At 68.3% G+C, this 18,333-nt stretch carries 17 protein-coding genes and 1 tRNA gene; 4 read left to right on the top strand and 14 right to left on the bottom strand.

Annotated features, from left to right (window positions below):
• Positions 1-8 precede the first annotated feature (8 nt).
• From CBF90_RS01585 to CBF90_RS01560, 6 genes are read right to left on the bottom strand one after another with little or no spacing between them, the layout of a single operon-like run.
• Positions 9-1,847, bottom strand: coding sequence for a serine/threonine-protein kinase (locus CBF90_RS01585; RefSeq protein ID WP_071918825.1), 1,839 nt, complete (start codon positions 1,845-1,847; stop codon positions 9-11).
• Positions 1,844-3,304: a penicillin-binding protein 2 gene (locus CBF90_RS01580; RefSeq protein ID WP_088379736.1), complete on the bottom strand. Its 1,461-nt coding sequence runs from the start codon at positions 3,302-3,304 to the stop codon at positions 1,844-1,846. The genes CBF90_RS01585 and CBF90_RS01580 overlap by 4 nt, the downstream gene beginning before the upstream one ends.
• Positions 3,301-4,626, bottom strand: a complete 1,326-nt coding sequence (locus CBF90_RS01575; RefSeq protein WP_088379883.1) for an FtsW/RodA/SpoVE family cell cycle protein — start codon at positions 4,624-4,626, stop codon at positions 3,301-3,303. Before CBF90_RS01575 ends, CBF90_RS01580 begins: the two co-directional genes overlap by 4 nt.
• Positions 4,627-4,682: 56 nt before the next feature.
• On the bottom strand, positions 4,683-5,918 hold the full coding sequence (locus CBF90_RS01570; protein WP_088379735.1) for a PP2C family serine/threonine-protein phosphatase: 1,236 nt from the start codon (positions 5,916-5,918) through the stop codon (positions 4,683-4,685).
• Positions 5,919-5,927: 9 nt separating this feature from the next.
• On the bottom strand, positions 5,928-6,485 hold the full coding sequence (locus CBF90_RS01565) for an FHA domain-containing protein (RefSeq protein ID WP_064955281.1): 558 nt from the start codon (positions 6,483-6,485) through the stop codon (positions 5,928-5,930).
• A complete protein-coding gene (locus CBF90_RS01560) occupies positions 6,482-7,222 on the bottom strand; it encodes a DUF3662 and FHA domain-containing protein (RefSeq protein ID WP_088379734.1) in 741 nt (246 codons plus the stop codon). Before CBF90_RS01560 ends, CBF90_RS01565 begins: the two co-directional genes overlap by 4 nt.
• 141 nt (positions 7,223-7,363) lie before the next feature.
• Here CBF90_RS01560 and CBF90_RS01555 point away from each other — a divergent pair.
• Both CBF90_RS01555 and CBF90_RS01550 read left to right on the top strand, forming a co-directional pair.
• Positions 7,364-7,447: transfer RNA gene (locus CBF90_RS01555), tRNA-Leu, on the top strand.
• Positions 7,448-7,714: 267 nt separating this feature from the next.
• Complete coding sequence (locus tag CBF90_RS01550; protein ID WP_088379733.1) at positions 7,715-8,002, top strand: hypothetical protein; 288 nt, start codon at positions 7,715-7,717, stop codon at positions 8,000-8,002.
• A gap of 40 nt (positions 8,003-8,042) precedes the next feature.
• On the opposite strand, the gene CBF90_RS01545 is transcribed toward CBF90_RS01550, so the two are convergent.
• The 5 genes from CBF90_RS01545 to CBF90_RS01525 all read right to left on the bottom strand — a co-directional run bounded on the left by CBF90_RS01545 (position 8,043) and on the right by CBF90_RS01525 (position 14,423).
• Positions 8,043-11,402: an ATP-binding protein gene (locus tag CBF90_RS01545; RefSeq protein WP_088379732.1), complete on the bottom strand. Its 3,360-nt coding sequence runs from the start codon at positions 11,400-11,402 to the stop codon at positions 8,043-8,045.
• The gene (locus tag CBF90_RS01540) at positions 11,399-12,142 is read right to left on the bottom strand and encodes a DUF4194 domain-containing protein (RefSeq protein WP_023953396.1); all 744 of its coding nucleotides are present in this window, start codon (positions 12,140-12,142) and stop codon (positions 11,399-11,401) included. The genes CBF90_RS01545 and CBF90_RS01540 overlap by 4 nt, the downstream gene beginning before the upstream one ends.
• Positions 12,135-13,607, bottom strand: a complete 1,473-nt coding sequence (locus tag CBF90_RS01535; protein WP_088379731.1) for a DUF3375 domain-containing protein — start codon at positions 13,605-13,607, stop codon at positions 12,135-12,137. The genes CBF90_RS01540 and CBF90_RS01535 overlap by 8 nt, the downstream gene beginning before the upstream one ends.
• 121 nt (positions 13,608-13,728) lie before the next feature.
• Positions 13,729-13,947 carry a helix-turn-helix transcriptional regulator gene (locus CBF90_RS01530; protein WP_071918818.1) on the bottom strand — a complete coding sequence of 73 codons (219 nt, stop codon included), beginning with the start codon at positions 13,945-13,947 and terminating at the stop codon, positions 13,729-13,731.
• Positions 13,947-14,423 (bottom strand): DUF2975 domain-containing protein, encoded by a 477-nt coding sequence (locus tag CBF90_RS01525; protein ID WP_141097111.1) that lies wholly within the window; start codon positions 14,421-14,423, stop codon positions 13,947-13,949. The genes CBF90_RS01530 and CBF90_RS01525 overlap by 1 nt, the downstream gene beginning before the upstream one ends.
• 240 nt (positions 14,424-14,663) lie before the next feature.
• On the opposite strand from CBF90_RS01525, the gene CBF90_RS18155 reads away from it, so the two are divergent.
• Together CBF90_RS18155 and CBF90_RS01520 are read left to right on the top strand one after the other, a co-directional pair.
• The gene (locus tag CBF90_RS18155) at positions 14,664-15,452 is read left to right on the top strand and encodes a hypothetical protein (RefSeq protein ID WP_137749715.1); all 789 of its coding nucleotides are present in this window, start codon (positions 14,664-14,666) and stop codon (positions 15,450-15,452) included.
• On the top strand, positions 15,449-15,925 hold the full coding sequence (locus tag CBF90_RS01520; protein ID WP_023953388.1) for a peptide ABC transporter permease: 477 nt from the start codon (positions 15,449-15,451) through the stop codon (positions 15,923-15,925). The genes CBF90_RS18155 and CBF90_RS01520 overlap by 4 nt, the downstream gene beginning before the upstream one ends.
• 325 nt (positions 15,926-16,250) lie before the next feature.
• On the opposite strand, the gene CBF90_RS01515 is transcribed toward CBF90_RS01520, so the two are convergent.
• From CBF90_RS01515 to CBF90_RS01505, 3 genes are all read right to left on the bottom strand, one after another.
• The gene (locus tag CBF90_RS01515; protein ID WP_083990456.1) at positions 16,251-16,742 is read right to left on the bottom strand and encodes a GNAT family N-acetyltransferase; all 492 of its coding nucleotides are present in this window, start codon (positions 16,740-16,742) and stop codon (positions 16,251-16,253) included.
• A gap of 174 nt (positions 16,743-16,916) precedes the next feature.
• Complete coding sequence (locus CBF90_RS01510; RefSeq protein WP_064955275.1) at positions 16,917-17,588, bottom strand: HAD hydrolase-like protein; 672 nt, start codon at positions 17,586-17,588, stop codon at positions 16,917-16,919.
• Between the two features lie 95 nt (positions 17,589-17,683).
• Positions 17,684-18,283 carry a TetR/AcrR family transcriptional regulator gene (locus CBF90_RS01505; RefSeq protein WP_064955274.1) on the bottom strand — a complete coding sequence of 200 codons (600 nt, stop codon included), beginning with the start codon at positions 18,281-18,283 and terminating at the stop codon, positions 17,684-17,686.
• Positions 18,284-18,333 lie beyond the last annotated feature (50 nt).

The following is an 18,333-nucleotide window of genomic DNA, read 5'->3' as shown; positions in this document are numbered from 1 at the left end:
GAACCGGGTCAGTCGTCGTTTCCGCCGTTGCCGTTTCCGCCACCGTTGTTGCCGCCGTTGCCGTTCTGGCTGGGGGTCGGAGAAGGCGCCGTTTGAATCGTGGCGGCCGCCTCGGGGGAGGCGGGCGACGTGCGGTCGCCGCTCTCACCCGCACAGGTCACGGTGTAGGTGACGGAGAGCGCGCCGGAGTCTCCGACCGTGACCGGCGCGGGACGCTGGTTCAGGCTGAAGCTCGAGGTGGTCTGGCCGTTGCCGAACGTGCCGCCCGAGACCGTGAAGCGGTACTCCGAAGGCGTGAGACCTGCCGGGCAGGAGTAGCTCGACCACATCACCTGCACGGTGGAGCCGGCGGTGACGCTGGTGGCGGTCTGACCGTTGGACTGGATCGTCGGAGCGGAGGGTGCGCCGAGCGGGCTCTGCTCCGCGTAAGAGGTCAGGGTCACCGAATCGGTGGCCTTGACGTTGCCGAGCGGGACGACGTCGTAGACCTGTCCGACCTGGTCCTCGCTCGGAGCGGGGTTCCCGGGTGCGCAGGTGACGTTCTCGAGGCCCGCGCGAGCGGCGACCGCGAGGGCGTCCTCGCACGAACGCCCCGTCAGCCCCAGCCCGTCGACGTTGATCGTCGTTGCCGCGCTCGGACTCGCCGGGGTCGACGGCGTGTTGGCCGGGGTCGAGGGCGCCGACTCGGTCGGCGTCGTGGGAGCGGGCTCGGGGTCGCCGTTGCCGGACAGCAGGGCGAACAGGGTGCCGCCGAGCACGATGACGAGCAGGGCGATGAGAGCGACGAGGGGCCACGTCCACCGGCTGCGCTTGCGCTTGGGGGTCTCGGTCAGGTTGTCGTCCACGGCGGCCGCTTCGGACGCGGCGCCCGCCGAACCCGCGGCCGCGAGCCCGGCACCGGCCGCGGCGGCCCCGGCCGGGAGCAGCAGCGTCGCGGTGTCGCCTCCTTCGGCGGGGAGCAGCTGCGTGACATCGCTCGTGCCGGCACCGGCCACGATCGCCGGGACAGCGGCGTGGGCGGCGGCCAGATCGCCGCGGCGGAGAGCGGATGCCGCGCGCGCGACGGCCGACGCGGAGGCCGGACGGTCGTCGGGCTTCTTGGCGATCATCGCGAGGATGAGCCTCTGCACCGGGTCGGAGACGGTGGCGGGAAGCGGCGGGGGCTGCTCGTTGATCTGCGCCATGGCGATCGCGACCTGCGACTCGCCCGTGAACGGGCGCTTGCCCGCGACGGACTCGTACGCGACGATGCCGAGCGAGTAGATGTCGGTCGCCGGGGATGCTGGGTGCCCCGAGGCCTGCTCGGGGGAGAGGTACTGCACCGTGCCCATGACCTGACCGGTCGCAGTCAGCGGCACCTGGTCGGCGATGCGCGCGATGCCGAAGTCGGTGATCTTCACGCGACCGTCGGGCGTGATGAGCAGGTTGCCCGGCTTGATATCGCGGTGCACGAGGCCCGCCGCGTGAGCGGCCTGCAGGGCCGACGCGGTCTGGGCGACGATGTCGAGCGTCTTGTCCGACGACAGCGAGCCTTCACGCTCGAGGATCGTGGACAGTGCCTCACCGGGAACGAGCTCCATCACGAGGAACGCGCTGCCGTTCTCCTCGCCGTAGTCGAAGACGCTCGCGATGCCCTCGTGGTTCACGAGTGCGGCGTGGCGGGCCTCGGCGCGGAAGCGCTCGAGGAACCCGGGGTCGCCCATGTACTCGTCTTTGAGGATCTTGATCGCGACGGTGCGGCCGATGACGTGGTCAGTGGCTTCCCACACCTCGCCCATACCGCCGATCGCGATCCGCGAATCCAGTTCGTAACGCCCGCCGAAGCTCACGCCTTGCATGGGTCTCATCTGTTCAGCACCGCCTCGATAACCTTCTTCGCAATGGGGGCTGCGATCCCGCTGCTCGTCCCGGCCTGCCCCTGGCCGCCCCCGTTCTCGACCATCACTGTGACGGCCACCTGGGGGTTGTCCGCCGGCGCGAAGCCGGTGAACCACAACGTGTACGGATCGCCTGGACCGTGCTCCGCAGTGCCCGTTTTTCCGGCGACATCGACGCCGTCTATTCTTGCACCGCTCGCCGCACCGTCACGGACATTGGCGACCATGAGCGTGCGCATCTGCTCCGCGACATCCGTGCTGAGAGCGCGTTGGAACTCGCTCGGCTCGAACTTCTCCTGCACGGTCAGATCGGGTGCGACGACGGAGTCGAGCAACTGCGGCTTCATCACCATCCCGCCGTTCGCGATGCCTGCCGAGACCTGGTTGATCTGCAGCGGTGTCGCGGTGACGTCGCCCTGCCCGAAGCCGGAGAGCGCCGTGCGGGCGTCGTTCAGTCCGCGGGGGTACTCGGATGCGGCGGCCGGGAGCGGGATCTCCATCTCGCTGTTGAAGCCGAACTTCTCGGCCTCTTCGCGGATGGCGTCGTCTCCGAGCTCGACGGCGAGCTCGGCCATCGGGATGTTGCAGCTGAGCCGCAGCGCGGTTGCGAGCGTCACGGTCTCGCCCGGACCGCACGTGCCCAGGTCGAAGTTGTGGAGCGTGTTGCTCGTTCCCGGAATGGTCCAGGTTGCGGGATTCGGGAACGTCGACTCGGGCGTGTACTTGCCCGAAGAGAGTGCAGCCGAGGTCACCACCAGCTTGAAGGTCGATCCCGGCGGATTGAGGTCGCCGCCGATCGCGCGGTTGAACAGCGGCTTCAGCGGGTCCGCCGCGAGCTCGTCGTACGCGGCGTTGACGCCGGCCGAGTCGTGCGACGCGAGAAGGTTGGTGTCGAAGCTCGGGCTCGTCACCATCGCGAGGATGCGTCCGGTGGACGGGTCGCTCGCGATGACGGCGCCTTCGTACCCCTGCAGGGCGTCGAACGCGGCCTGCTGGATCTGGGGGTCGATCGTGAGCAGCACGTTCGACCCGCGCGCGGGTGCACCCGAGATGATCTGCTCGAGGCGGGCGAGGAACTGCGTGTCATCGGTGCCCGAGAGCGACTGGTTCATGATCTGCTCGATCCCTGATGCAGGTGAGCCGAGCACGGGGTTGATCCAGCCCGTGATCGGCGCCCACATGGCGGCATCCGTGTACTGGCGCTGCCATGAGTAGATATCGCCGCTCGGCACGGATGCCGCCACGACCGAGCCGCCCGCGATGATCGACCCGCGCTGCACCTCGAAAGAGTCGTACAGCGTTCGCCGGTTGCCCGGGTTCTCGTTCAGCGCCTGGGCCTGGATCACCTGGATCCAGCTGGTCGAGATGAACAGCGCGAGGAACATCGCCAGCATCACGAAGCTGAGTCGCCGCAGTTCCTTGGTCATCCGATCACCACCCGGGGTCGAGAGCGAACCGCATCCGAGATGCGGAGGAGGAGGGCCACGATGATCCAGTTCGCCACGAGCGACGATCCGCCGGCAGCCAGGAACGGCGTCGTCAGCCCCGTGAGCGGGATGACGCGGGTGACGCCGCCGACCATGATGAAGACCTGCAGCGCGATCGTGAACGACAGGCCGGTCGCGAGGAGCTTGCCGAAGTCGTCCTGACCGGCCAGGCCGATGCGGACGCCGCGGCTCGTGAAGACCATGTAGAGGCACAGCAGGGCGAAGAGGCCGATGAGGCCCAGCTCCTCACCGAGGCTGGGGAAGATGTAGTCGCTCTGCGAGAGTGGCGTCATCCACGGGCGGCCCTGGCCGAGTCCCGTGCCGATGAAGCCGCCCTTCGCGAGACCGTAGAGGCCGTTCACGAGCTGGAAGCTACCGCCGGCCGCGTCGATGTTCGCCGGGTCGAACGGGTTCAGCCAGTTCTGGAATCGCCCCTTGACGTAGGGGAGCACCTGCGAGGCGATCGCACCGCCGGCCACCACGAGGCTCAGGCCGATCATCACCCAGCTCGTCTTGCCGGTCGCGACGTAGAGCATCGCGATGAACATGCCGAAGATCAGGGTTCCGGTACCGAGGTCGCGCTGGAGCACGATGATCCCGAGGGAGATCACCCAGATGACCAGCACCGGGCCGAGCTCGCGAGCGCGCGGCCACGTGATACCGAGGAAACGGGTGCCGACCGATGTGAGCGATTCGCGCGTGCGCACGAGGTAACCCGCGAAGAAGATCGCCAGGGCGATCTTCGCCAGCTCTCCCGGCTGGAACGAGACGATTCCGCCGATGGACACCCAGACGTCGGCGCCGGCCTCGACACCCAGGCCGGGGATGAACGGCAGGAGCAGCAGGGCGATGCCGGCGAACCCGAAGACGTAGGTGTACCGGAACAGCACGCGGTAGTTGCGCAGGGCGATGACCACGATGAGAGCGGCCACCAGGGCGATCGCGCACCAGACGATCTGGCGCACGGCAAGCATGTCCCAGCCCGCGGAGGTGCCCTCGAGGTCGATCCGGTAGATCATGGCGATGCCGATGCCCGACAGCAGCGTCGCGATCGGAACGACGAAGGGATCTGCGTCGCGTGCGCGCAGGCGCAGCACCACGTGGATCGCCAGCGCGACCGCGTCGAGCACGGCGCAGTAGATCAGGAACGAGGAGTCGATCGCGTCGTTCTTGCCGAGCTGCACGAGGGCGAGCGCGGCGGCGTTGATGACGAACGCGAAGAGCAGCAAGCCGAGCTCGCGGTTGCGCTGCGTCTGCGGCATCCGCAGTTTGCGCAGCGCCTTGATGACCGAGGTGTCGGCCGAGACGGCGGTGCCGGTCACGATGATCCTCCGTCCACGCGCAGGTTCTCGACGATGGCTCGTGCATCCGCGAGGGAGTCGGCCGTGATCGTCTGCTTGACCAGGTCCAACTGGTACGGAGCCAGGTCGGCGAGGGCGATCCCGGTGTCCTCTTCGGGCGAGGAGAGCGAGATCGGTCCGATGCTCGGCGGGATGCCGCGGTAGATCACGACCGTGTCCTCGTCGACGCCCACGAAGAAGCGGGTCTGCGTCCAGCTGTAGGCGCCGAACAGCACGACGCCGATCGCCGCGAGGATGACGATGAAGCCCGCGAACCAGGTGAGCCGGCGCCGGCGTGCGCGGCGGCGGTCCTCCTCGATCAGTTCCTCGAGGAACTCGGCGGCCGGTTCGAAGTGCGTGGGCTCGTTCGCGGCCTGCCGGGCAGGATGCAGCCAGCTGCTGCGCTGCGGACGCGCTGCGGGCACCTCGATGCCGAGCGGGTGCGACGCCGAGCCGACGACGGTCGGCGGTCCGCTGAAGAGGGGGTGCTGACCTCCGACGTCGACGATGACGATCGTGACGTTATCGGGCGCTCCGCCGTCGAGGGCCTGCTTGAGGAGGCTGTCGGCGGTGCGACCGGGGGCCCAGCCCTGCCCGAGCGCCTTCGCGGTGTGCGCGTCGTCGACGACGCCCGACAGTCCGTCGGAGCACAGCAGCCATCGGTCGCCGGGCTGCGTGGGCATGATGAACGTGTCGATCTCGGGATCGGGGTCCATGTCGCCGAGCACGCGCATCAGCACCGAACGGCGCGGGTGATACCGGGCCTCCTCCGGGGTGATGCGACCCGAGTCGACCAGGCGCTGCACGAAGGTGTGGTCCGTCGTGATCTGGGTGAGCGTCCCGTCGCGGAAGAGGTAGAGGCGCGAATCGCCGATGTGGGCGATCACGGCGTATTCGTCGACCATGACGAGCGCGCTGACGGTGGTTCCCATGCCGGCGAGCTCGGGGCGCACCTTGACGGTGCTGATCAGCTCCGCGGCCGTGTCGGCCAGCGCCTCGCGCAGCGCGGCCTCTGCCTCGGTCGTCGACGAGAAGGCGTGGTCGAGACTCTCGAGCCGTCGGACCGCCAGGCTCGACGCGACGTCACCGCCGGCGTGCCCGCCCATGCCGTCGGCGACGACGAACAGGTTCGAGCCGCAGAAGCCCGAGTCCTGGTTGTTCGAGCGCACCTTCCCGGTATGCGAGATGGCGGCGCTGGAGCCCTGGAAAACCATGCGTGCGGGCTACTTCCGCAGTTCGAACGTCGTCGCGCCGACCTTGATCGGCGCTCCCACGACGACCGGAACCGGAGAAGCGACGCGCTCGCCGTCGTGCCACGTGCCGTTGGTCGAATCGAGGTCCTGGATCATCCACTGGTTGCCCCACAGCACCAGGCGCGCGTGGTGGCTCGACGTGTAGTCGTCGCGGATGACGAGACCCGACTCGCTCGAGCGGCCGATGGTCAGCGGCTCGGAGCCGAGCGGAAGCTCGAGGCCCGCCTTGGGGCCGCTCGTGATGACGATGCGCGACACGGCGTCGGTCGTCGCCTTTCCGCCCTTGCCCGCCGGCGCGGGCGTGCCGACGGCGCCGACTGCGGCGGTCGCGGCATCCGGAGACGACGTGGGCGGACGGGTGACCGCGGGGCTCGCCGCGGGCGCGGCACCGGCGGCGGCCGGCTCGGGGAGCTTGCGCACCTTGACGCCGAACAGGTCGGCGCGCAGCGAGTACACGACGGCGAAGACGAAGAACCACAGCAGTACCAGGAAGCCGATCTGCAGCAGCAGGAGGGTCAGCGGACTCATCGGACGTCACCTCGGGTGTCGTACATGCGGGTCGCGTCGGCCGCCGACATCCGCGGACGTGCGGGAGCCTGAGCCTGCGGGACGACGCGGAAGACGATGTCGGTGCGACCGATCCGCACGACGCCGTCCGACGGCAGAGCGGCCTCGCTGACGCGCGAGCCGTTGAGCTGGGTGCCGTTGGTGGAACCGAGGTCGCGCACCATGGCGCGCTCGCCGTCCCAGAGGATCTCGACGTGCTTCCGGCTGGTTCCGGCATCCGGAATGGTGATGTCGGCGTCGCTGCCGCGCCCGATGACGGTGCGGGCCGCGACGATCGGATGCCGCGTCCCGTCGATGTCGAGCACGGCCTGCCACGACACGCGGGCGCCCGCGTCCGAGTTGGAGTCGACGCGGACGGTGCCGGTCGACAGCTGCGGGTCGGCCTGGAGCGTCACGGTCACGGCGCCCGAGAACGAGTAGCCCTGCGCCTTCGCGTGCTTCTCGACCATTCCGCGCAGCTCGTCGAGAAGAGCGGGCCCGATGGCGTTCATGCGCTCGGCGTCGTTGTCGGAGAGGCGCACCGTGAAGGCGTTCGGAACGAGGATGCGGTCGCGGCTGACGACCGCGGCCTTCTTGTCGAGTTCGCTGCGGAGGGCCGAGGCGATCTCCACCGGCTGGACGCCGCTGCGGAAGGTCTTGGCGAAGGCGCCGTTGACGGCACGCTCGAGACCCTTCTCGAAGCTGTCAAGTAGTCCCACTGGGCTCCTCAGGCAGGCGGATGGTTGCTTCATCGTAGTCAGCGAGGCTGAACGGACCATGCATTGGGCCTCGGATCGCGGCTCAGGAGCCGCCGTCGGCGTGATATCCTCGGGAAGTTGAGTTCGTGGAAACACGTTCTCGCGCGAGTGGCGGAATAGGTAGACGCGCTGGCTTCAGGTGCCAGTGCCCGCAAGGGCGTGGGGGTTCAAGTCCCCCCTCGCGCACAGTGAGACGAAGGCCTCCGACCGGGAAACCGGCGGAGGCCTTCGGCGTTCGTATGGGTCTGGCGGGCTTGACCGGACTCGATGTCGATGAGCCCGCTCGATGCGGGGGAGGGCGACCGAGGGCTCGTAGCATCACCCCATGGGCATGCAGAGGACGATCGTCGATCCGCAGACGTGGCTGGAAGTCATCGTGCCCGACTTCGCGACCGATCAGGAAGCTCTCGATCGCTCGCGTCGCCGAGAAGCTGGCGGGGTACCGGCGGTCAAATGGAGCCCGACTACGGCTGTATCTTGTCGCTCTGGCCGGAGAGCAGCGGTGCCGTGGAAGACATCGCTCGTCGCCTCCCCGAGGACGTGGTCCGAGACCTCATGCTTTGGCAGGAACGGTTCGAGGTGGGTTACGTCTTCCCGACAGCGTGGCGTTCCGACGAGCACCGCAGCGAGTGGCTGGAGCAGGGCGAGCGACTGTTCACAGTCGTAGAGAAGGCCCTCTGGTCAGACTTCGACGTCATCCCGAGCTTTCGGCGAGCGACGGGGGAGAGCGATCGCATATAGACACGGGTCGTCTGATCCGCATGCCCGGGACTGCGCGCCGTCAGGACGCCGGGGCCTCCAGGGCGACCTTCGGCTTAGCCCAGGAGCGACCGCGCGTGTCCTTGAGGATGTCGTACTCGACGTCGACGTGCGGTTCGATCGCGCTGTACTTGTCGTTCGGCGCGCCGATCACGAGCTGGAAGCCGAGTCCGCGCCATGCTCCGATCGCACGCTTGGTGAAGTGCGCATCGGCCTTGATGAGGGCTTCGTCCATGAACACGGGCGCGTAGCGAGGTCGTTCGGCGCTGGCGTCGCCGAGCTGGTAGCGCAGGGCCGCGCCGACGATGAACGCGATGAGCTCCTGCGACTCGCCGCCGGACTTCTCGCCGATGTGGTCGTACAGCGCGACGTGCTCCTTCGTCACGGCATCCACCCGCTCGGCGCTCACGCGAACGTGGTTGCGGACGTCGATGAGGTCGCCGAAATCGGGTGCCGACCGCCGCATGTGCCCGATGAGGCGCGACATCCGGCGGTAGGCGTGCTCGCGCTCATCATCCGTCGTGGCGTTCTCGATCAGCCCGCGCACCTCGCGCAGCTCGCGCCGGAAGCGCCGGCGAGGCTCGGACTGGTTCTCGCGCGTGGTGATCTGCAGGCGGTGGTCGTCGTCGTAGAACGGGAGGTCCTGCATGATGCGGTTGATCGGGTCGATGCGATCACGGATCTCGCGGATCGACCGGCTGAGCGTCGAGTCGAGGTTCGTGAGGTCGTTGCCCGATAGCTTGAGCAGGCTGTCGCGCCACTCCGCCTCCAGCTCATGCAGCCCACTGGTCTCGAGGGCCTGGAGAGCGCGTTCGAAGTCGTCGATCGAGGTGTCGGGGTCGGGCAGCAGGTTCGGATTCGGCCACCGCTCGAGGAAGCTCGCCATGATGCGTCGCAGGCCCTCACGGCTCTCGTCGAGGGCATCGACGGCCGCCCGCCGGTCCTCTGCGAGGCGCTGCGCAGCCGTCGCGAGGGCGGCGGAGAAGCGGTTCAGCGCCTCGGACGGGCTGGCGTCCGAGGTCGGCCCATCGAGATGGAATCGCTCGTCGAGGAACGCGGACTGTGCGGCGGTGAGAGTGCGCTCCGCCCGCTCGGCGTCGTCGAGCACGGACTGATCCGAATCGACGTCGTCGATCACCTCGGCCCACTGCGCCTCGATCTGATCACGCTCGATCGACACGCGGGCGATCTCGTCGCGCAGGTGTGAGATCCGGTCCTTGATGTCGGAGATCCGTCGCTGCACATCGGCGATCTCGGGGTTGGCGGCCGTGACGTCGCTCTGCACGCCGATCCAGCGCTCTCGTTCCGCGGTGACCGCCTCGACGTCGACCTCTTCCCAGGTCAGGTCAGTGATCTTGGCGTACACAGCAAGGCGCGAGTCGACCGTGTCGAGCTCGGTCTCGGCGACCTTCCGCTCCCGCAGGGCGTCGTCGAGACGGCGGCGAGCGTCGTCGATGAGACGCGCCACGTCGTGCCGGCGTCGCTCGTTCGAGAACCCGAGGACGTTCTCGCGACCGTGGCCACCGTGCGCGCCGCGGTTGCCCTGCGCGACCTGTCCGGTGATCGTGAGCGCCATGCGATGCTTCGGCAGCTCGGCGCTGGAATCGACGCAGACGTATCCGTGACGGGTTTCGAGCCGCTCCTGCAGCCAACCGGTGAACGGCGAGCTCTGGTAGTCGAGGCGCCCGGGCAGGGTCTGCGGGTCGAGGTTGGCGACCGGCTCCATGCCTGCGTGCACGCCCTCGAAGCGCAACCGCACGGGGGTGTGGACCGATTCGATCGCCGCCCGGAAGCGCCCCAGGTGAGCGGTGTCGATCAGCACCGTGGTCGCGAAGCCGCCGAGCGCGAGGTTGAACGCCTCTCGCCACGGCTCGAACTCGGTGCGCACTTCGACGAGCTCGCCGACGAAGGGAAGGTCGGCTGTCGTGAGCCCGGCGGCCTCCGCGAGCCGCTCGCGCGACTCGTGCAGAGCGGGTGGGATGTTGCCGTGGCGAGAGGCCACGCGCTGAGCCTCCGCCTCCAGTTCTGCGACGTCGATCCGCGCGGCTTTCGCCGCCGACGCGGCTTCAGCGAAGGCGGAGCGAGCACGCGCTTTCGCATCGGAGTCGGCGAGTTCGGCCCGCGCGCGGGAGATGAACGCTGTGAACTCGTCGCGGTTCGAGATCTCGACGCCCAGACCGCGGAGGGCGGCGTCGAGCACCTCGCGGTGTCGCCGGACGTCGGTGAGGCGCCGCTCCACCTCGCGCAGTTCGCGCTGCGCCGTGGCCAGCCGATCCCCGCCGGAGAGCCGGAGCACGTCGATCAGGCCATCGCGCTCCGCCTCGGCGCCATCTGCGAGGGCACGCTTCTCGCGCAGCGTGACCTCGGCCGCGGTCTTGCGCTCGCGCAGCTCGGTCTCGACGTCGCGCAGCATCCCGAGGCGTCTGTCCGCTCGCCAGAGCGTGGCGAGCGACCCGGCATCCGAGAAGGAGCCGACCTCGTCGATCAGGTTCACCCGCTCGGCGGCGGCGGCCATCTTGGCGCGCAGCTGCGGGATAGGCGTGAGCGCGGTGACCTGCTGCCGAGCCGTCAGCATGCGCATGCGCGTGCTCTCGAGTCCGTCGAAGTGCGCGACGACGGCGTCGGCGGTCTCCATCGTCTCGGGCTCTTCGAGCACGAGACGCTTGTAGAGGTCGTCGACGGTCGTGATCTGCTGGCCCGCCTGGATGCGCGCGAGCAGGCTCATCGCCTTGGCCCCGGCCCCTGCTGCCCCGATGCCCAGGACGGCGTGCAGGCGGGCCGAGAACTCGCGGTCCGTTCCGACGGGCTCCAGACCGGCGTCGCGCACGGCGGAATCGGAAAGCCGCTGCGCGGCGGCCGGTTCGAGCGAGCGGAGGTCGAAGGCCCGATCGGTCGTCGCCCGCACGCGCACGGTGTCTTCGAGCACGCGCGCGCTGGCCGGGATGTACCAGGCTCGCACCGCTGTGAACTGCGACCCGTCGTGATCGATCCACGTCATCGAGACGGCGGTCCAGGTGTCTTCGCCGTCGCCTCGGAGGACGGTCATCTTCGTGCCGTCCTCGGTGCGCGACTCGTCGATCTTGCCGCGACCGTAGGAGAGGATGTTGCGCTGCTCGGAGCCGCGAGGACGCCCGGTGACGCCACCGTTCGAGGCGCCGTTGAAGGGAGTGGTGTGGGGCATCATGAGCGCGATGTAGGCGTCCATCAGCGTCGACTTGCCCGACCCCGAGCCGCCGCACAGAAGAGTGGCACCGAGGGAGAAGCGCACGCGATGGGCGCCCTCGTAGCCGCCCCAGTTGATGAGCTGAAGGTCTTCGGCGAGCCACTGCTGGCCGCGGGATGCCGCCGGGATGAGCCCGAACAGCGTCTCGAGCATCGTCACAGCTCCTCCTCCTGAGGCTCGTCGTCGCCTTCTTCGTCTTCGTCTTCGCCGGCCGCGATGCCACCCGTGTCGTCCGCCCCCGACCGGTCGCGTAGCCAATCGCGCAGTTCCCGCAGCTTCTCGGCGCTGAGGACGATCTCGACGAGCGGACTGATGCGGAAGCGGCCTGTCGTCTCCTCGTCGACGATGCCGTCGCGGGCGAGCCGGTCCATCGCTTTGCGGATGAGGCGCTGCCGCTTCGCGGTGTCGCCGTCGGCATCCGCGAAGTAGCTCATCACGGTCTGCTCGACGTCTTCGATGTCGACCCGGGCAGCCGGCTCACCGGCCGCCGATTCCCGCTGGTACACCGTGCGCAGGTGCACGAGGACGAGGGTCTCGGAGCGCGTGTATGCGGCATCCCGAAGCAGGATCGGAACATCGAGCTCGTCCGAGCGCACCTGCTGCTTGTACGCGACCCCGCGGTCGTGGTCGATCACGAGCCGCACGAAAAGGTCGTTGAGGCGCGATTCGACGAGCTGCTGATTGTCGAGGAGGGCTGTCCACTCCTCGCGGTTGCGGTCGGCGAGCACGAACCGCCGCTGCAGCAGGTGGACGAGCACGCGGCGCACCGCGGGATCGAGAACTCCGCGATCGCCGGGGAAGAGCTCGCCGAGATCGTCCTCCATCGCGGCGGGCTCGACGAATGCGCCGTCGCCCGGGGCCTCGTCTTGGGCTGCGCCGAGGGTGGCGGTGTCAGTCATCGTCGGACTCCTTCGAGGTGCGGGCGGTCACGGATCCGAAGGCGAAGCGCCGGGTGGTTCCGTCGGGGCGACGCGCCTCGACCACCGAAAGGTCTTCGCCCTGGCGCATGCCGTTGCGGTGGGCGATCTCGAGAAGGCCCACCAGGTCGACCGGGCGGCGGACGTCGTCGTCCGCGGCGAGGAAGGCCTCACCCAAGTCGAACTCCTCGCCGAGTCCGGCGACGAGAGCCTCGAGCTCCGCATAGCGCGGACCGCCCCAGGCCCGCGTATCGGCATCCAGCATCTCCGGGTCTTCGTCGGATGCCGTCAGCGGTGCCGGCGCACGCGGCGGGCGGATGTCGGTCGTCGACTGCCGCAGGTGGCGGATGTCGGCCGTCGGCAGGCTGCGGATCATCTCGACGGTTGCCTCGGATGACGTGCTGTGCGTCCAGGCCTGGAGGCCGGCCATGACATCGCGCAACAGATCGTCGACGTGGCGATCGCGGATGGGGTCGTGCGTGCGCACCTGCGCGGTGATGACCCGCGACGCACGGCGCTGCGCGGTCAGCACCTCTTCGACGCCGAGCTCCACGCGCCTCGAGATCGCATCGAGCTCGGCGCGCTGCTCGGCGTCCATCAGGCGCGCGAAGGGCTGCGCGACCAGGGCGTGCAGCTGATCGGTGAGGCTGTCGATCCGCTCGGGGTCGCCGATCAGCCGCAGCGCGCCGGCGAACGCCCGGCCCTCGGGGGTCGACTGCATGACGTGCTGCCCGCGCTGCAGGTACTCGCGCAGCACCTCTCCGGTGGGCCGAACATCGCGCCGGAGGTCGGCGACGACATCGCGCTGCATGGCCTTGATCGACTCCGCGACGCGCGTGAAGTCGGCGGGCAGCTCACGCGCCAGGTGCAGCACGTTCTCGGCCTCTTCGAGGAGCTGCTCGTCATCGATCGGCTCGGACTCACCGACCTGGAGGCGCGCGATCTCGGCGTCGAGCGCGTCGCGTTCGCGGATGAGGCGAGCCAACCGCACCTCCGGGTCGGTCTCGGCGTGGTCGGAGAGTCGTTCGACCGCTTCGAGGAGGGTGCGGACACGCGAGTTGGAGACCCGGGTGCGTCCGCCGGTGGTGCGTCCGGTGATCTCAAGCGCGCCCACCGCGTGGGCCGTCAGCCGGTAGACCTCGACGTCGCCGTCGATCTGGGGGACGAGCCATCCCACCCGCACCCAGTAGCGACAGATCTCACGGGCTGTGCCGGCCGGGAGCGCGCGGTCGTCCTCGTCGTATCCGGCCCCCCGCAGCTCGTCGAGGATCTCGGCGACCTCGGCATGCGCGTCCGAGATCTCGACCGACGGCCGGTCGACGGAGAAGACGAGCGAGAGCGTCGCGACCACGAACGGCGCATAGCGGCCGTGGAGCAGATCGAGCGTGGGGGTACGGAACGCCGACAACGCACGCAGATATGCGGCCTCAGCCCGAGTACTTCCCATCCATGCAACAGTATCCGGCGCGCCGACACCGAACTGTCGCGTCAGATCCCGTCGAGCGCCGGTGAATCTCGCCATCCGCGCGTTCGGCGACCGGACGCAAAACACCGGTGGGTGCCCGAGCCTACGTGCCGGCTGGGGCGTTGTCGTATCGGAGTATGTCGCCGGGCTGGCAGCCTAGCGCCTCACAGAGCGCAGAGAGCGTGGAGAAGCGGACGGCCTTCGCACGACCGTTCTTGAGCACGGCAAGGTTCGCTGGCGTGATTCCTATCGCCGCGGACAACTCAGCGACGGTCATGCCGCGTTCGTCCATGAGCCGGTCGATGTCGACGACGATCGGCATCAGATGACCTCCGCAAGGTCGTATCGCATGGAGGCGGACTGCCGAAGCAGCGTGAACAGCACGGCCAGGATCAATGTCGCCGCGGCACTGACTCCGATCGCGGACAGCATGCCGAGCATGAGCGCCGGCGGCGTGACGTGCGCGGCGTTGAGCACCACGAACATCGCGAGGGTGCTGAGCCCAATCGCGGCGGGGCACCACGTCAGCGCGCGCACCCACGTGAAGGCGTCGGTCGTGAAGATGCTGTCGTCGCGCACAAGATCGAGCAAGCGCCACGTGACGACGACCGCTGCCTGACCGCAGGCGATGACGAAGGCTCCCCACCCGATGATGACGGGCTCGATGCTGGCGACCTCCGCGTAGTCGCTGGCGAGGCCGGCGACGTTCGCGGGGATGATGAAGAGCTGGAGCGCGAGCCCGATGAGGGCAAGTACGGCGAAGACGATCTTGGCGGTGGCGATCAGGGTCCGGTTCATATCGCGCTCCTTCACTAGGTATCGAGAAACGATCGATTGTTTCTCGATAGGCGTCTACCCCCTGGACGCGTAGCGGCCGGGATGCCGGCCGGGTCAGCGGGCTCCACAGCGCGAACCAAGTACCTGGCGATGGCCGGCCATAAACGATCGTTTCCGGTGGGCTCGTCGGCATCGATGAGCAGCTGCGCGATACGCCGAGGCTCGATCTCATCGAAGAAGCGATCCTCGCGCCCTGGGGCCATGGACCCGCAGTCCCCGGCGGTCATCGTCCAGATGAATGAAGAAGCCCGAACTCCTGAGCTGCAGTTAGTAGCTCGCGACGGCGGCACCGCCTTGAGGGGGGGTTTCGGTGGAACCCGGCTGATGGCAGAGTCCTATGCGGCAGGGGGGCTCCACCTAAAGAACGGACAGAAAATGCGGAACGCGAAAATGCTCGGCCTCGTCGTCGCGTCGGCGCTTGCCATGATGCTGGCGGTCCCGGGGGCTGCTAGCGCGGCGCAGGTTGAACCGGCACCACCGGCTGATGTGGCGGCTCAGATCGCGAGCGATCCCGAGCTGCGGTACGTCACGGTAGCGGAAGCGGAAGCACTTTATGGTTTCGACGCTGATGCTGAAGATGTCCCGGAGCCAGCCGCAACCGAGCCCGTCGTCACCCCTCTGTGGTCTTGGTGGGGCTGCGACTGGCGCGGAAAAGCCGATTACCCGCACGTGACGAAAAACGAAGCCTCTGTACATGGGTACTGGGTCAAGGATGGTGGCGACTGCCCAGCGACGGGAACGGTCACTGTTGAACTGCAAGCTCTGGGCTGCAGCCAGTTCGGTTGTACATGGATCACCCAGGCGACAGACGTCGCCCCGGGTGTGAAGCCAGGATCGGGAACGGGGCGGTGGGCCACTCCGCACAAGGCGTGCGCGAACAACAACCTCACCGGTTGGCGCGGCCGTGTCGACACGGCGCTCACTGATTTCTACGATCCGTTTGGTTGGGACGATGGGCCGGCCAAGGATCTGAGCTGCTCGCCGGCATGAGTGAGGACGACGAGCAGATCCGGTACGTCCCTCTGCGCCCAGCCGACGAGTACCATCGCGCACCTCAACGCCGAGCCTTCGTGTTGTCAGAGCTTTCTGTCACGCGACTGGTCATCATCTGCGAACTCGACCAGCCCCTTACCGGTAGATCTCGGCCCACCATGAGCATGAAGATCACGCAGTACTTGCGGATGTCGGACGACTCGATGGTGCGCCTCGACATGGATCGCGGGGTGAGCTCGTTCAAACACGGGTGGGAGAGGCCCGTGAGCTGGAAGAGCGCCGCGCAGGACGTGATCGATGAAGTTCTCGACCTCGTTCGGGCTGACGGAGTGGACGGCGAGTCATTTCCGTGGGAGGAGTACGCGGAAGCCGCGCGAGTGCGCGGTATCGAGGTGGGTCCAGACGAACTGAAGGACCTCCCCCACACCGTGCTCATATCGGACGAGCTGACGAAGGTCTTCGAGTTCTGACTTCCGGGACCCGTATCACTTGTGGCCCCGGCGTGAGTATCACCCGGGGCCACAAGTATTGCCCGCACGGTTCGCCTTCGTGGTCTCATCCGCGCCGTTCTTGCTCAGGCGGTTCTGGATGGCGCATCAGCCGACGAGATAGCCGAGACTGCAGGCCTCCTACAAGCGCAGGCCAACGAGATCATGTCGGGTCACACAAGCTTCTCGAAGCTGCTCTTCGAAGCTGCCGCCGCCGACTCGCTGCCCACAACACGAGAGCAGCAGGCGAGAACTTCAGCGTCCTTCTCGAAGTCCAGCCGGGCTGGTGGCCTGTAGCGAAGTTCGGTCAGATCCCGTCGAGCGTGGGCGGGAGGGCGAACACGAGTTCGTCGATCTCGGCGCCACGCGCGGGGGCGTAGGCGCGCTGCCGCCGGATCTCGCTGAAGCCGTTCTTGGTGAGGACGGCGATGGATGCCGCGTTGTCGGCGGCGACCCGCGCGTAGAGCGGACGCTCGGCCTCGCGGGCGACAAGAAGTCGCAGCGCGGCGGAGGCGACACCGCGGCCCTGCGCATGGCGGGTGATCCAGAAGGTGACCTCGCGGTCTCCGTCCACGGTGAAGGCCGCGGCGGTGCCGGCGAAGCCGCCGTCATCGGTCACGACGAACATCGAGACCCGGTCGTCGGCGCGGTGGCGCTCGAGCCAGGCGTCGAACGCTGCCCGGTCGGAGGGGTCGTCGGCGGTGAACGCGGCCTGGGCGACGGCATCCGGGTCGCGCATCATCTCGAAGACGGCATCCGCGTCGTCATCGTCGAAGGGGCGGAGATCCACATGAGTCACACCGGCACGCTACGCGGATGAAATCCGTCTCATTTATGGGTATCGGTGCGCGGCGAAGATCAGTACGCTTATCCCGTCACGCATCGCGTGACGTATCCGGGGGGATCCGTCGACGCCCGGGCGCTGCATTTCTGGCACGCAGCCCGGGCGTCGAATGGGGGAGTGCCCCGACGCTCAGCCGGCAGGGAGCAGCTGCGTACGCAGCTCGTCGATGTCGGCCGCCACGGCGATCGCGCCGTTCGCCTCGTCGGGGGTGCTGAAGCCCCACGACACGAAGATGACGGGCACGTCGTTCGCGGCGCCGCCCTCGACGTCGTGGTGGCGATCTCCGATGAGAACGGGTCGCGACACGTCGATGCCGTCGGCCGCCAGGCGTCGGAGAGCCTCCGCCACGATGTCCGACTTCGAGCTGAGCGTCTTCTCGTCGCTCGTGGCCCCGACGATCTCGCGCAGCCGCGGAGCGAGGCCGAAGTGCTCCATGAGCGCCCGCACCTGGATCTCGGGCTTCGAGCTCGCCGTCGACTGCGGCACGCCGGCCTCATCCAGCTCGACCATGAGGTCGGCGACGCCGGGATAGAGGCGAGCACCGGTCGTGTAACCGTCGGCCTTGCCGAGCACGCGGTAGAACGACACCGCCTCGGTCGCCTTCTCGGGCGTCATCCCGAGGTTCGTCTGGAACGACTCGTGCATCGGCGGACCGATCCAGTGGATGAGCTCCTCACGCGTCGGCGCGGGGTGGCCGAAGTGCTCGAGCGTGATGGTGAGGCGGCGGAGGATGCCTTCGGACGCATCGACGACTGTGCCGTCGATGTCCCACAGCACGCAGGAGAACGGCGATCGGGTCATAGGTCCCACCCTATGTGCGCGATGACACGGAGTACGGCGTGAGGGCGCCGTCGGCCATCTCCAGCACGCGGTCGCAGTGTCTTGCCGACAGGCTGTCACCTACGAGGGACAAGTTCACATGCGCCGTGCACGCCTCCATCGAGAACCCCGATGACGCCAGCGATCACGTCGTCGGCGTCGACCCCGTGCTCCACGAGCTGCATGCCGGCGGTGATGACGCCCTGAACGAGGGCCGCACGGGTTGCGGCATCCGGGATTCCCAGCTCCTCGAGGAGGTGACGCAACGGCGCCGTGAGTGCGTCGTGCATCGCCATGATCGCCTCGACGTTCTTCGGCGAGATATCGGTCTGCTGGAGCCCCGTTGCGAGCGTGTGCTTGCCGTCGGCCGTCATCCGGATCGTCGCGGTGACGTAGGCGTGCAAGCGATCACGCCCCGGCCCGGCGGCATCCATCGCGGCCTCGAGCTCCGCCCCCCACTCCTCGAACGCCTGCATCGCGATCGCGGCGAGGAGGTCGTCCTTGGAGGGGAAGTACTCGTAGAAGCTCGACCGGGACAGGCCTGCTCTCTCGCAGACCGAACGCGGGGTGATGGCGGCGACGCCGGCCTCGGCGATGATCGCCTTCGCCGAGGCGAGGAGGGCTCCGTGTTGAGCGACGCGGTGTTCTGCGACGGTCGCAGCGGTGATCTTCGGCACCGCCCCATTATGGGTCTCGCTCATGAGGCCCGGCGGGGTGGCTATGCGGG

It is taken from the genome of Microbacterium sp. AISO3, from assembly GCF_002204305.1.
GTDB lineage: Bacteria > Actinomycetota > Actinomycetes > Actinomycetales > Microbacteriaceae > Microbacterium > Microbacterium arborescens.
Note: the sequence above shows the minus strand (reverse complement) of the source record. Positions and strands in the feature narration are given on the sequence as shown.